Origin of the sequence: Aquimarina brevivitae (assembly GCF_004216895.1) — a bacterium.
In the GTDB taxonomy this organism is placed as follows: Bacteria; Bacteroidota; Bacteroidia; order Flavobacteriales; family Flavobacteriaceae; genus Aquimarina; species Aquimarina brevivitae.
The window spans coordinates 239,899-253,998 of sequence record NZ_SGXE01000002.1; the positions used below are offsets into that span (position 1 = coordinate 239,899).

The window sequence follows — 14,100 nt, forward strand, 5'->3', positions numbered from 1 at the left end:
TTTATGGGTAGAATTACAGAGACAGTAAAAGTTTTATTAATCATTAACGTTATTTTCTTTGTAGGGTCACTGACCCTGGGAGACAAGGCTATTGAGATGTTTGGTCTTTGGTTTCCCAAGAATGAAAACTTTGCGTTCTGGCAGGTGATTACCCATATGTTTATGCATGGTGGTTTAATGCACTTAATTTTCAATATGTACGCGTTATGGGCTTTTGGGAGTCCAGTCGAACAAATTTTAGGAAAAAATAAATTTATTTTTCTATATTTTTCCTGTGGTCTAGGAGCTATGGGTCTTCATCTATTATATAACTATTATCAATTTACTTCAGGATTCAATACTTTAATAGATTTAGGAGTCAATCCAAATGACATTTATGATTTGATTAAACAAGGGTATAGAGTTAACGCTGAAGCATTTGATATAGCCTATCGAGCTACTATTGAAAGCTTTAACTCTTCATTTAGTGATCCAGCTGTGGGTGCCTCAGGAGCAATTTATGGAATTTTAGTTGCCTTTGGTATAAGTTTTCCAGAATCATCCTTAATGTTAATCTTTTTTCCTGTACCAATTAAGGCTAAATATTTTATTCCTGGTTTAATTGGGTTAGATTTGATTTTTGGATTGACTGGCAATTCTTTTTTAGGTCAAAATATAGCTCATTTTGCACATATCGGCGGAGCCTTAATAGGTTTTATCACGATGTGGTATTGGAAAAAAAATTCGTTTAATCAGAACCGTTGGTATTAGTTATGGCAAGTAATGATTTGACATATAAATGGAAGACATCAAATGTAATGATCAAACTGATCGTTATTAATGCACTCATATTCATTGGAGCTACTTTGGGTTCCTGGATTTTCGGATATGGTCCCGAGCAAACGATGAAATGGTTTGTTTTGCCCAGTAATCCTACTGATTTTATCTATCAGGTTTGGGGGTTGGTTACCTATAGCTTTTTGCATTTTGGATTCTGGCATGTCTTTTGGAACATGCTGATGCTCTATTGGTTTGGGCAATATGTGTTGAACTTGTTTACTGAAAAGCGATTTTTAACCATTTACCTATTAGGGGGTATTGCCGGTGGTGCCCTATTCGTATTGGCTTATAATTTATTTCCAGCTTTAGCGGGTAGAAACGGATATTTAATTGGGGCGTCTGCTGCCGTACTGGCAATTGTGATTTTTATTGCCACATATACTCCCAATGCGGCGATTCGTATTTTCTTTTTTACCGTAAAGTTATGGCAGGTTGGTTTGGTTATGGTTTTGATGGATTTGGTACAGCTCCCTAATCAAAATGCTGCCACGGGTAATGCCGGGGGTATGATAGCACATCTTGGAGGCGCGGCTTTTGGGTATGCCTATGCCATGCAACTTAAAAAAGGAAGAGATATAGGTAGCTGGTTTGAGGGACTAATGGATAGTATTGCCAGTATATTTAAACCCAAAAAGAAAAGTCCGCTTAAAACCGTGCATAAAAGTAAAGGTCGTACTTCATCCTCGACCACTTCTTCTTATCGTTCCAAAACGTCATCAGATGTTAAAGATAATAATCAAAAGAAGATTGATGCCATACTGGATAAGATCAGCAAAAGCGGGTATGATAGTCTGACGAAAGAAGAAAAGGATTTTCTTTTTAAGGCCGGTAAAGAATAATATGCGAAAATTGTTAAACAAACTTGTATTTGTCGCAAACTCCGTCGTTGCCTTTGCGTTATTGCTGTCGTATTTGTTACCGTATGTGTCTCCAGTTTCCTTTTCGTTATTGTCCGTATTAAGTTTAGCAGTTCCCTTATTATTACTGGTTAACATCTTTTTTTTGGTGTACTGGGCTGTTCAGCTCAACAAGCGACTATTACTATCTCTGTTAGTACTAATGTTAGGACTGAGTCATGTTTTATCACTGTATAAAATCAGTAATACAACAAAAGTAGCTGCTGCCGAAGGTGTATCACTGATGAGTTATAATGTACATAGCTTTAATCGATTCAATTGGATAGCCTCAGATAGCATACCCCATCAGATTTCAACACTTATCAAACAAGAGCAACCAGATATTTTTTGTGTGCAAGAATATTTTGACACGCCCCATATTGACTTTGCCCAATATCCCTATACCTATAAAGATTTTAATAATGACAACGGGGAGTTGGCGTTGGTTATTTTCTCTAAATTCCCTATCGTCAATAAAGGATCGTTACAATTTAAGAAAACACCAAACAATATTATTTTTGCGGATATTAAAGTAAATAATGATACGCTTAGGGTGTACAATGTACATTTACAATCGCATAAGATCAATCCAGATAAAGAAGCCCTGGCGAAAGAAGACTCTAAGAAACTGCTACAACGTATTCAGAGCTCTTTTAAAAAGCAGCAAAATCAGGCCGAATTGTTATCAACCCACCTCAAATCATCGCCTTATAAAAATGTAGTGATTGGTGATTTCAATAATTCAGCGTTTTCTTATGTGTACAATTTAGTTCGTTCGGAACGTTTGAAGGACGCTTTTAAAGAAGCCGGCAGTGGATTTGGAAAAACCTTTGAATTTGATTTCTTTCCCCTACGTATTGATTTCATACTAGTTGCCGAAGAATTGGAAGTAGTGGAGTTCAAAACCTTTGACGCTAAACTATCCGATCATTATCCTATTTTATCACGAATTAAATTTTAGATTTGTAGCTTATTTTTATACGTTTAATCCTGTATGCTATGAGCAACGATTTCCTAGAAGATTTATTAGAAGCCTTATCATTTTCTCCTGATAATATACCATTACGGATCAGAGTAGCCAAAATCTATGTTGAAAAGAGTGATTTTGTCAATGCCGAAGCCCAATACATCAAAGTACTTCAGTTAGATGGTAACCATAACAAAGCTAAATTTGGTTTAGCCGACTGTTATGTAAAATTGAAAAAATATGCCGCTGCAGAAATTATTCTTGAAGAATTATTAGAGCAAGATGCTTCTAATCTTCAGTGGTTAGAATTGCTTTGTTACTGTAAATTAGCGAACAATGCAATCGCTGAAGCACAGGAAATTTATCAAGACATGATGGAACTGGATCCAGATTATGAAAATGAAGATTTTGATACCAAACTTAGAGTTCAGCTGTCGGGTGGAGATGAGGATGACTTTATAGATGAAGATGCCATACAATTAGTTAATAAACCAGCTATAGATTTTACAGATGTTGGTGGGATGGATGAGGTAAAAAATCAAATTGCTTTAAAAATTATTAAACCTTTAGAGCATCAGGAGCTTTACAAAGCTTATGGTAAAAAAATAGGAGGAGGTATTTTATTATATGGGCCACCTGGTTGTGGTAAAACGCATCTGGCAAGAGCAACAGCAGGAGAAATCAATGCAAATTTTATTAATGTCGGTATCAATGATATTTTGGACATGTGGATTGGTAATAGCGAAAAAAATCTGCACGAATTATTTGAAATGGCGCGTCGAAATACGCCCTGTGTCATTTTTATTGACGAAATAGATGCATTGGGTGCCAATCGCAACGATATGCATAAATCAGCAGGTCGTAATGTGATCAATCAATTTTTGGCGGAGTTGGATGGCATAGAAAGTAATAATGAAGGGATTTTGATCATTGGTGCAACCAATACACCTTGGCATCTGGACCCTGCGTTTAGAAGACCGGGTAGGTTCGATCGAATTATATTTGTGTCTCCACCAGATCAAAAAGCAAAAGCAGCTATTTATCAAATAATGCTTAAGGATAAACCTATTGCAGACATCGATTATACAAAACTGGCTAAGCTGTCTAAAGATTTTTCAGGCGCAGACATTCAAGCAGTAATTGATATTGCCATTGAAGATAAGTTGATGGCGTCTTTTGCGGACGGTGTTCCTAAGCCCTTGTCAACAAAAGATATATTAAAAAGCATCAAAAAAATTAAACCCAGCACTAAGGAGTGGTTTGTGACCTCAAAGAATTATGCGCTTTATGCAAATGATTCTGGATTATACGATGAAATTTTGACCTATTTAAATATCAAAAAGTAAATGGAGGATTCAGTTTTTGAAAGAGGGTATCAACTGTTTCAGGTGCAAAAATTTGATGCTGCAATAGAATACTTGCAACAGGCATTACAACAAGATCCTGACCATTATGGAGCAAAAAGTTTACTGGTAAGTTGTTATATTGAAAAAGAGGACTTTGCCAGGGCAAATACATTAAACGATTCTTTATTGGCTATATATCCTAACGATGATGAGTTGTTTTATAAAAGAGCTATAATCGCCGCTGCTTCTGATAAGGAAGCACTTAGTAAGCAGAGTATTGATGAAGCGATACGTTTGAACCCTTACTATTCTGGATATTTTGGTTTTAAAGCACATTTGCACTTAATTTCTAAAGATTATGCTCTTGCGCTTGGCTTAGCAAATAAAGGTTTAGAGCTTGACCCAAATGACGTGTTTTGTCTAAACATAAGAGCACAGGCGCTGACTAAACTTAATCGTACAGATGAGGCAAATGATACCATTCAAAATACGCTGTACCAAGATCCTGAAGGCAGTTTTTCTCACGCTAACGTAGGATGGATAGCCCTTGAGCAAGGCAATCATAAAAAGGCACTAAATCACTTTAAAGAATCCTTACATAATGACCCTACAAATGCCTATGCACAAGAAGGGATGCAAGAAGCTATAAAGGCTAAAAATTTTGTGTATAGAACGTATTTAAAATATGCCTTTTGGATGGCTAATAAATCATCCAAAAGTCAATGGGGATTTATTATTGGATTATTTATTGTATATCGAATATTGGCTAAAGTATTGGCCTCTTCGGGCAATGAAAACTTAGCTTATCTCGTCATCGTACCTTATATGTTGTTTGTTGTAGGAGGTTGGATCATGGAACCTATGTCTAATATGATTTTACGTTTTCATTCCTATGGAAAGTACCTATTAAGCAAGAACCAAAAAGCCTCAGGTACTATTTTCTTTATCTTATTAGTACTGGGAACTATAGCCAGTGTGTTATATGGTATCTACGATAATACTTTAATACTGTTAATTGCTATTGCATTTTTTGCGACTATCATTCCTGCTACCAGGGGAATTCTAGCAGAAAGCAAATGGACCAGAACTATAAGTCTTGTTGTAGTGATATATACCCTTTTTATGGGTTTTTTTGGGTTTTTGATAGTAGAGGATGCTTTTTGGATAGGTGCTTCAGTGCCTTTAGGAGTGGTTGTCTATACCTGGATTTCAGGCTTTTTGGAAGATTAAGAATCAAAGTGACCAACCTTGCATCCAACAATCGATTTGATCTGTAAGTAAATGCCATAGTAGACCAATTCCTAACCATCTGGTTTTTTGCGGTAATACGAGTGTCAAATAGCCTATTGCTGCATAATAGGTGTGCAAAGGATGAAAATTGATGCTGCAGCGGTTAGGGTCAAAAATTGGATTAGCTAACAGATGGTCTAAATCGATTACCATAGCGAGTAGAAAAAAAATATACAATTGTTTCCATTGCGATCTATATAACAGCACCAATAGAAGTAAAGGAATTACAAAATGAAGGCCATAGTGAATACTAAAGCGCAACATTAAAAAATGGATTGATTTTCAAGATAGGGTAGTGCATTGGTTCCCTCATTAAACAGTAAATCCAAAATGGATAAGTTTGCTAAAAAGCCGTGTTTGTCAGCGAAGACCTGATGATAAGGTTCTAACGAATATGATTTTTCTTTCTTTGCTTCCACCAAAAATCTGTAATCAGTACTATTTTGAGGAGTTTTATGGTAGGATTCCGTCTTGGTACTACTAATGTCTAAGGGCAAACAGTCCATAACCACTTGCATACACTCATAATTAAAGTCTAATAGATAATTTTTAGTTTTGGAAAATAAGGGATAAAAATCATCTTCATAGAACTCAAAAAAAGGAGAAGTACGATAGGCCGTTTCTAAAGATTTCCAATGTTGAGATTGCCAGGGGAAATCATTTTCAATTTTAATGTCCTTATACCTTTGATGCCCACTTTTATCGCCCGTATGTTTAATAGGGATGGATAAGGAAAGCTTTCCATTGGTCCCATAGATATACATGCGGTTACGGTAGGTTTGTTTTTGATAATTATCTTCGTGTTCAAAAACCAACGCATCCGCATTGGCAAGCGCAACATATTGAGCTACGCTGCCAAAATAGGTAGGATGTAATAGAATTTTTTCCAAAATAAAATTAATGCGTTGTGCGGTTTATGCTTTCTTTCTTCTTTTTCTAAATTGCATATACGCGATATAAATCGCCAGTGCTACTAAGAAATAAACGAAATACGATACTGGTTTACCGCTGCCACCTACCGTAGTAAATAGACGTTCCCAACGGATTTTATTCATAATACCTTTGGCATTACCGTCCCAACTTAACCAGATAAACACCGGTTTACCTACGATGTGTGTTTCAGGTACATAACCCCAATAACGGCTATCTTCACTATTATGGCGATTATCACCCATCATCCAATAATAGTTTTGTTTAAAGGTATATTCCTTCAAAGGTTGACCATTTAATAGCACCTGATTTCCTTCTACAGAAAGTTGATTGGCGATACCCATCTCTGAGCCTTCATACACTTCGATAATTCTTCGGTATAAGGAGAAGTTTTTAAGGTCCATTTTTACTGTTTTTCCTGCTTCAGGAATATAAATTGGACCAAAATTATCGCGATTCCAATCTACTTTACCATTATTAGGAAAAATGGACGGGTCTTTTAAACCTACCTTCATAACATTTCTGTCCAAAGAAGTAACAGATGGATGATTTTTAAATTTTTCTGCAGCTTCGTCAGTTAGACCTGCTGAACTGAACTGTTGGCCGTTGTAGAAAAATTCATTTGGCTTTATGTGGTACCTGTTGTATAGGTTTTGTTTGCTAAAATTACCTCCGTTGGTAGTACCTGTATATGAAAATTGTAATTGAGCTCTGTCTGGTAGTTCATTTTGTTTGCCATCGATAAACACATAACCATTTCGGATGGATAAGCTATCTCCAGGAACGCCAACACAGCGTTTAACATAATTTGATTTTTTATCAATAGGCTTGTAAACCGAAATATTGGATTGATCAAAAAAGTAACGCAAAGTATCATTGGGTAAACTGAAAACTACAATGTCATTACGTTCGATATCTTGAAAACCAGGTAAACGGAAATACGGGTATTGTGGATTGGCTAGATACGATTTTGTTTTCACTACAGGAATGGTATCGTGTACCATAGGAAAAGAAACTGCTGTCATCGGAGTTCTTGCCCCGTAGTGGAACTTACTCACAAATAAAAAGTCACCTACAAGTAAAGTACGCTCCAAGGATCCGGTCGGTATCGTGTAGGGTTGCATAACGTAAGTGTGCACCAAAGTTGCAGCAATAACTGCAAATAGGATGGAGCTCACCCATTCGCCAGCAGCAGTTTTAGGTTTCAAATCACGATCCTCGATATAGTCAACGGCTACTGCGTAATTGACATAAAAGATATAAAAACCAAGTGTTACGATAACCAAAATAGTGTCTTGCGTGCTATTTTTACCAAAACTACGGATAGTTTCTACCCATATGATAGGGAGCATAATCACATTAATCACTGGGATAAACAATAAAATTACCCACCACCAAGGACGATTGATAATTTTCATCAGTATAACTGCGTTGTAAACCGGTATTAGGGCTTCCCAGGCTTTACGCCCTGCTTTGGCGTATAATTTCCAGGTTCCTGCAAAATGAATTACCTGAAGAATCAGGAAAAAAATAAACCATTCTGTAAGTGTCATATTGTAATTTTTTTAATAAATATCGTAAACAGTGTTTGTGTTACAGCCTTAGAGTCCTAAAACATCTTTCATGGTATAAACTCCAGTTTTTCCGTGCAACCATTCCGCAGCGATCACAGCACCTAGTGCAAATCCTGACCTATCGTGAGCCGTGTGCTTTATTTCGATGTCATCAACTGCAGAACTGTAGGTTATCGAATGCGTTCCAGGTACATTTTCTATACGTTTGGCGGTTATAGGTATGGTTGTAGCATCTCCTTGATCCAGGCTCCATTTTTCTTTTTTGGAGTTTGCAATGATGCCTTCTGCCAAAGTAATTGCGGTTCCACTGGGAGCATCTAGCTTTTGAGTATGATGTATTTCTTCCATAGTTACTTCATAATCAGAAATCCCATTCATCATTTTTGCTAACTTTTTGTTGAGCTCAAAGAAAAGATTAACGCCCAGGCTATAATTAGAAGCATAGATAAAAGCTCCCTTTTTTTCTTTACAAAGTGCAATTACTTTGTCATACTCTTCTAACCATCCAGTGGTTCCTGATACCACAGGAACACCCTTAGTAATGCATTTGGTAATATTTGAAACTGCCGCATTCGGTACACTAAAATCAATCGCTACATCTGCATCGGCGAGTTCGTAATCCGTATCGTCTTTATCTACACGAAGCACAATATGATGGCCTCGGTCTGTTGCTATTTTTTCAATGGTTTTACCCATTTTTCCATATCCGAGAAGTGCAATTTTCATAAATAGTCGTTTTCTAGAAGCTATAGCTCAGGGAAAGCCCATAATTAGGCTTTGCGTTTAAATCATTAAAGTTCATTTTTGGTCGAAGGGAAAGATCTTCTGAGATGCTATATTGTTGTAAATGTGCTGTAACATTAGCATCTACAATGTTGAGTACATATAGCCCTACTGTAACTAACAACGCCAACTCTGCATCCCTTCTAAACCTTCTTTGTAAATCAATTAACTGATTGTCTGTAAGGTTTGAGAACTCCAAATTATTAGGATCTTCTCCTGCTAGTCGGGCCTTATAGGTATTTCTTAAATCCCTATAGGTGTTGTTATTCTGCCTGTAAAAATAAATTCCTGTTCCAATGGCACCATAAACGATCGGTATTTTCCAGTACTTTTTGGTATAGGCTTGACCTAATCCGGGTAGTATTGCAGAATAAAAAGCGGCTCTTGCGGGTGCCAAAGGTTCGTAAGGAGGTATTTCTTTTTCTTTTTTCTTTTTAACTGCCACCTCTTCTGTAGTTATCTTTAGCTCATCGTTTTTATCCTGAGCAGTAACAGCAGTTATGTAGAGACTACAAAATATGAGAATGTAGTAGACCTTATTTTTCACTATTGACCAGCTTCTTTAATCTTTTAAAATCTTCTTCTGATGAAAAAGGAATTATAAGTTTTCCTTTTCCGTTAGGAGAAACTTTAACGTCAATTTTTGCACCAAAGTATTCAGCAAATTCTTTAACGCCTTTGGATACATATTCCGGCACTTTTGTTGTAGTTGCCGATGATTTTGTTCCAGTTGTTGCTCCTGATTTGTCATTTAAAGACCTCACTAATTCTTCAGTGTTGCGGACACTTAGGGAATCTCCGATAATTTTTTCGTAGATGTCTAATTGTTTTTGTTGTTCGTCTACATTAATCAACGCCCTTCCGTGGCCCATGGAAATAAAACCATCGCGCATACCGGTTTGGATAATTGGATCAAGTTTTAAAAGACGAAGGTAATTCGCAATAGTAGATCTTTTTTTACCTACGCGATCACTCAGCTGCTCCTGCGTTAGTTTAATTTCGTCCATCAGTCGTTGATAAGACAATGCAATTTCGATCGGGTCAAGATCCTGGCGCTGAATGTTTTCTACTAAAGCCATGGTCAGAGATTCCTGATCATTGGCAATACGGATATAAGAAGGTATGGTTTCCAACCCTGCAAGTTTAGAAGCACGATAACGTCTTTCTCCCGATACCAGCTGATATTTATTAAAATCCAGCTTACGAACCGTAATGGGTTGAATCACCCCAATTTCTTTGATTGAGGTTGCTAATTCACGTAGGGTTTCATCATTAAAACTGGTTCTTGGTTGAAAAGGGTTGACTTCAATACTTTCTAACTCGAGTTCAATAATATTTCCAACTACCTTATCTGCATTTTTATCATCTACAGATTTGATATCATTCTCTGGGTCTTTCAATAGCGCAGAGAGCCCTCTTCCTAGTGCCTGTTTTTTGGTTGCCTTCGCCATAAATCCTTAACTGTTTTTCTTTATAATTTCGTGTGCTAAACTTAAGTAGTTGCTCGCACCTTTACTCGCTGCATCATAATTAATGATACTTTCTCCATAACTTGGTGCCTCACTTAGTCTTATATTTCGCTGAATAATGGTTTTAAATACCATTTCGTTAAAATGTTTTTGCACCTCTTCTACGACCTGGTTAGAAAGTCGTAAACGCGAGTCATACATGGTTAATAGGAGTCCTTCAATATCTAAGTTCTTATTGTGTATTTTTTGTACACTTTTTATGGTATTTAATAACTTCCCTAAACCTTCTAATGCAAAATACTCGCATTGAATCGGAATGATAACAGAATTTGATGCGGTTAATGCATTAAGGGTTAACAACCCTAAAGATGGTGCGCAATCGATTAGTACGTAGTCGTATTTTTCGGTCACATTACCCAGCGCCTTTTGCAGCATGTACTCTCTTTGATCCTTATCTACGAGCTCAATTTCGATCGCTACTAGATCAATATGTGCGGGAATAATATCTACATTAGGAGAGTTCGTCTCTATAATTGCTTCTTCTGGCGCAATAGTATGCTCCAGTATTTGATATGTTCCTTTTTCAATAGTTTCTACGTCTATACCTAATCCAGAAGTGGCATTAGCCTGAGGGTCAGCATCGATTAACAATACTTTTTTCTCTAAAACACCTAGTGCTGCGGCTAAATTAACCGAAGTTGTAGTTTTTCCTACGCCACCTTTTTGATTGGCAATTGCAATTATTTTACCCATTGGGGAAGATTTGGTTTTAAGTGGTAAAAATACGATTAATTATATATTATAAAAATCTAAAATATTAACATTGTTAACAAAAAAAGCCACACTAACTGTGGCTTTTTATAAGTATTGAGCTATACCTTGTGTTTACTTACTTTTTTTAGCGCGGATCATCGCTTCTAATTGATCCCACATCGCTTCTGGTATTTGCTCTAAAAGGTTAAACTGACCAGCACCTTTAAGCCACTCACCACCATCGATGGTAATTACCTCTCCATTGACATAAGCGGAGAAGTCTGAAACTAGATAGGCTGCTAAGTTAGCCAACTCCTGGTGCTCACCAACCCGTGCTAAAGGCACTTGTTTTTTCATGTCAAATTTATCTTTTAGGTCTCCTGGGAGCAGACGATCCCAAGCTCCTTTAGTAGGAAATGGTCCTGGGGCGATAGCATTAAATCGCATGCCGTATTTTGCCCATTCTACGGCTAGTGACCTTGTCATTGCTAATACACCAGCTTTTGCTGTAGCACTAGGAACCACATAAGCAGATCCTGTCCAAGCATAAGTAGTAACAATATTAAGGACTACAGTGTTTTTATATTCGGTATCGATCCAATGCTTACCAAAAGCTAGTGTACAGTTTTTGGTTCCTTTAAGTACAATATCTATGATCGTATCAAATGCATTAGCAGATAAACGTTCTGTTGGAGAAATAAAATTACCAGCAGCGTTATTCAATAAAATATCCACGGTGCCAAATTCTTTGATCACCTGATCTCTCATCGCTTCTACCTGGTCATTATGTCTAACATCGCATTGTACAGCTAAACAAGTTCCACCGGTTTCTCCTTCTAATTCTTTTGCGGTATTTTGGAGTTTTTCAAGGTTTCTGGAAGTTATTGCCACTTTGGCACCTAGCTCCAAAAAATATTTTGTCATCGCTTTACCTAGTCCACTACCACCACCGGTAACTACTATGTTTTTGCCCTTAAGAGCATCGTCTCGAAGCATTTTAGCTGTATAATTCATATGTTCTCTTTATTATTATTTTTTGTTTAAGTTGGCGAAAGTTACTATTTAATTTTAAAAAACTATGCACGCATAGTTTCTTATGCTCGTGCTGCTATTAAAATCTCTAAGATCGAAATGGCAGCTTCACTTATTTTGGTTCCTGGACCAAAAATCGCAACTGCACCTGCATCATATAAATAATCATAATCATCCGGAGGAATTACCCCACCTACAATGATCATAATATCTTCACGATCATATTTTTTCAATTCGGCAACAATCTGGGGAACTAAAGACTTGTGTCCCCCTGCTAGTGAAGAAACCCCTACGATATGTACATCGTTCTCCACGGCTTGTTTTGCTGCTTCTGCTGGAGTTTGAAATAGGGGACCGATATCTACGTCAAATCCTACATCGGCATAACTGGTAGCTACGACCTTAGCTCCTCTATCGTGACCATCCTGACCCATTTTAGCGATCATGATTCGTGGGCGTCTTCCTTCGAGATCGGCAAACGTATTGGCTAGCTCTCTGGCTTTATGAAAAGAGGGGTCGTCTTTTATTTCTTTAGCATACACTCCGGTAAATGATTTTATTTCTGCTTTGTAGCGTCCAAATTCCTTTTCCAAAGCTTCACTAATTTCACCTAATGTAGCTCTCAATCTGGCAGCTTCAACAGCTAATGTTAACAAATTTTCACGGCCACTTTTTGCAGCATTGGTTAAAGCGGAAAGCGCATGTTGCACCGCTTCTTCATTTCGATTTTGTTTTACTTTTTCTAAACTTTGGATTTGTTGTTTGCGAACAGCATTGTTATCAACTTTAAGCGTGCTAATAAGCTCTTCTTCTTTCAGTTTATGCTTATTAACGCCAATAATTACGTCTTGTACACTATCAATCCTGGCTTGTTTTTTTGCAGCTGCTTCCTCGATTCGCATTTTAGGGATACCGGCTTCAATAGCCTTTGTCATACCGCCTAACTCTTCTACTTCTTGTATAAGCTCCCAAGCTTTTTCAGCGATTTCATTGGTCAATGATTCTACATAATAACTACCTGCCCAAGGGTCTACAGTTTTTGTAATATTGGTTTCTTCTTGTAAGAAAATTTGAGTGTTTCTGGCAATTCTAGCAGAAAAATCAGTAGGTAGGGCAATCGCTTCATCTAAGGCATTGGTATGTAAACTTTGAGTACCTCCAAAGGCTGCTGCACTTGCTTCTATACAGGTTCTTGCTACATTATTAAAAGGATCTTGTGCGGTTAAACTCCATCCGCTCGTTTGGCAATGTGTTCTGAGCATTAAAGACTTGGGGTTTTTTGGGTTAAACTGTTTCATCAGCTTAGCCCAAAGCATTCTACCTGCTCTCATTTTGGCAATTTCCATAAAGTGATTCATGCCTATTGCCCAGAAAAACGATAGTCGCGGTGCAAATGTATCGATATCCATACCTGCTTCTATACCTTTGCGGACATATTCTAATCCATCCGCTAGGGTGTAAGCCAGTTCAATATCACAAGATGCGCCAGCCTCTTGCATATGGTACCCTGATATACTTATAGGATTAAAGCGAGGCATATTTTTAGAACAATAGCTAAAAATATCACTGATGATTTTCATGGATGGCGTAGGTGGGTAAATGTACGTATTACGTACCATAAACTCCTTTAAAATATCGTTTTGTATCGTACCCGAAAGCGCTTCTTTTTGTACACCTTGTTCTTCCGCAGCCACAATATAAAATGCCATAATGGGGAGTACCGCTCCGTTCATGGTCATAGAAACAGACATTTTATCCAATGGTATTTGGTCGAACAGCACTTTCATATCTTCAACCGTATCAATAGCCACACCTGCCATACCTACATCGCCAAATACCCTTTCATGGTCACTATCATAACCTCGGTGCGTAGCTAAATCAAACGCTACTGAAAGTCCTTTCTGTCCTGCCGCTAAATTTCTTCTATAGAAAGCATTACTTTCCTCTGCTGTAGAATAACCTGCATATTGTCGTATTGTCCAAGGACGTCTAACATACATCGTGGAGTAAGGTCCACGTAAATAAGGTGGAATACCCGCCGCAAAATTGAGATGCTCGAGATCCTCGATGTCTTCAGTGGTGTATCGGGACTTAATTTCAATGCCCTCTGCAGTAGCATATTTTTTTACTGAAGCCTGTTCAGTAGTATTCGGAGTTGTTAATTGAATGTGCTGAATGTCTTTTCTGGTCATTAGTAAGATCTTCCTAATATATTATTAAAAACAGACCATAAAAATACAC

General features: G+C 37.4%; 14 protein-coding genes. 5 read left to right on the top strand and 9 right to left on the bottom strand.

Features of this window, described 5'->3' with window-relative positions; genetic code table 11:
- Nucleotides 1–3: 3 nt before the first annotated feature.
- From EV197_RS08910 to EV197_RS08930, 5 genes are read left to right on the top strand one after another with little or no spacing between them, the layout of a single operon-like run.
- The gene (locus tag EV197_RS08910; RefSeq protein ID WP_130286408.1) at nucleotides 4–750 is read left to right on the top strand and encodes a rhomboid family intramembrane serine protease; all 747 of its coding nucleotides are present in this window, start codon (nucleotides 4–6) and stop codon (nucleotides 748–750) included.
- A 47-nt stretch (nucleotides 751–797) separates the two neighbouring features.
- Nucleotides 798–1,658, top strand: coding sequence for a rhomboid family protein (locus EV197_RS08915; protein WP_242610712.1), 861 nt, complete (start codon nucleotides 798–800; stop codon nucleotides 1,656–1,658).
- A gap of 1 nt (nucleotide 1,659) precedes the next feature.
- Nucleotides 1,660–2,676 carry an endonuclease/exonuclease/phosphatase family protein gene (locus EV197_RS08920; RefSeq protein ID WP_130286410.1) on the top strand — a complete coding sequence of 339 codons (1,017 nt, stop codon included), beginning with the start codon at nucleotides 1,660–1,662 and terminating at the stop codon, nucleotides 2,674–2,676.
- 38 nt (nucleotides 2,677–2,714) lie between these two features.
- Nucleotides 2,715–4,028 carry an ATP-binding protein gene (locus EV197_RS08925; protein ID WP_130286411.1) on the top strand — a complete coding sequence of 438 codons (1,314 nt, stop codon included), beginning with the start codon at nucleotides 2,715–2,717 and terminating at the stop codon, nucleotides 4,026–4,028.
- Nucleotides 4,029–5,258 (top strand): tetratricopeptide repeat protein, encoded by a 1,230-nt coding sequence (locus tag EV197_RS08930; protein WP_130286412.1) that lies wholly within the window; start codon nucleotides 4,029–4,031, stop codon nucleotides 5,256–5,258.
- A 3-nt stretch (nucleotides 5,259–5,261) separates the two neighbouring features.
- Here the strand turns inward: EV197_RS08930 and EV197_RS08935 are convergent, their stop codons facing one another.
- From EV197_RS08935 to scpA, 9 genes are all read right to left on the bottom strand, one after another.
- The gene (locus EV197_RS08935) at nucleotides 5,262–5,582 is read right to left on the bottom strand and encodes a DUF6122 family protein (RefSeq protein ID WP_130286413.1); all 321 of its coding nucleotides are present in this window, start codon (nucleotides 5,580–5,582) and stop codon (nucleotides 5,262–5,264) included.
- On the bottom strand, nucleotides 5,582–6,208 hold the full coding sequence (locus EV197_RS08940) for a WbqC family protein (protein WP_207224200.1): 627 nt from the start codon (nucleotides 6,206–6,208) through the stop codon (nucleotides 5,582–5,584). Before EV197_RS08940 ends, EV197_RS08935 begins: the two co-directional genes overlap by 1 nt.
- A 24-nt stretch (nucleotides 6,209–6,232) precedes the next feature.
- A complete protein-coding gene (gene lepB, locus EV197_RS08945; protein ID WP_130286415.1) occupies nucleotides 6,233–7,801 on the bottom strand; it encodes a signal peptidase I in 1,569 nt (522 codons plus the stop codon).
- Between the two features lie 48 nt (nucleotides 7,802–7,849).
- Nucleotides 7,850–8,548: a 4-hydroxy-tetrahydrodipicolinate reductase gene (gene dapB, locus EV197_RS08950; RefSeq protein ID WP_130286416.1), complete on the bottom strand. Its 699-nt coding sequence runs from the start codon at nucleotides 8,546–8,548 to the stop codon at nucleotides 7,850–7,852.
- 13 nt (nucleotides 8,549–8,561) lie between these two features.
- Entirely contained in the window at nucleotides 8,562–9,152 is a 591-nt protein-coding gene (locus EV197_RS08955) for a DUF5683 domain-containing protein (RefSeq protein WP_130286417.1), read from the bottom strand.
- Complete coding sequence (locus EV197_RS08960) at nucleotides 9,142–10,056, bottom strand: ParB/RepB/Spo0J family partition protein (RefSeq protein ID WP_130286418.1); 915 nt, start codon at nucleotides 10,054–10,056, stop codon at nucleotides 9,142–9,144. The genes EV197_RS08955 and EV197_RS08960 overlap by 11 nt, the downstream gene beginning before the upstream one ends.
- A 6-nt stretch (nucleotides 10,057–10,062) precedes the next feature.
- Nucleotides 10,063–10,827, bottom strand: a complete 765-nt coding sequence (locus tag EV197_RS08965; RefSeq protein ID WP_130286419.1) for a ParA family protein — start codon at nucleotides 10,825–10,827, stop codon at nucleotides 10,063–10,065.
- A gap of 132 nt (nucleotides 10,828–10,959) precedes the next feature.
- Nucleotides 10,960–11,841, bottom strand: coding sequence for an SDR family oxidoreductase (locus EV197_RS08970; protein WP_130286420.1), 882 nt, complete (start codon nucleotides 11,839–11,841; stop codon nucleotides 10,960–10,962).
- An 80-nt stretch (nucleotides 11,842–11,921) separates the two neighbouring features.
- On the bottom strand, nucleotides 11,922–14,051 hold the full coding sequence (gene scpA / locus EV197_RS08975) for a methylmalonyl-CoA mutase (RefSeq protein ID WP_130286421.1): 2,130 nt from the start codon (nucleotides 14,049–14,051) through the stop codon (nucleotides 11,922–11,924).
- Nucleotides 14,052–14,100: the final 49 nt, after the last annotated feature.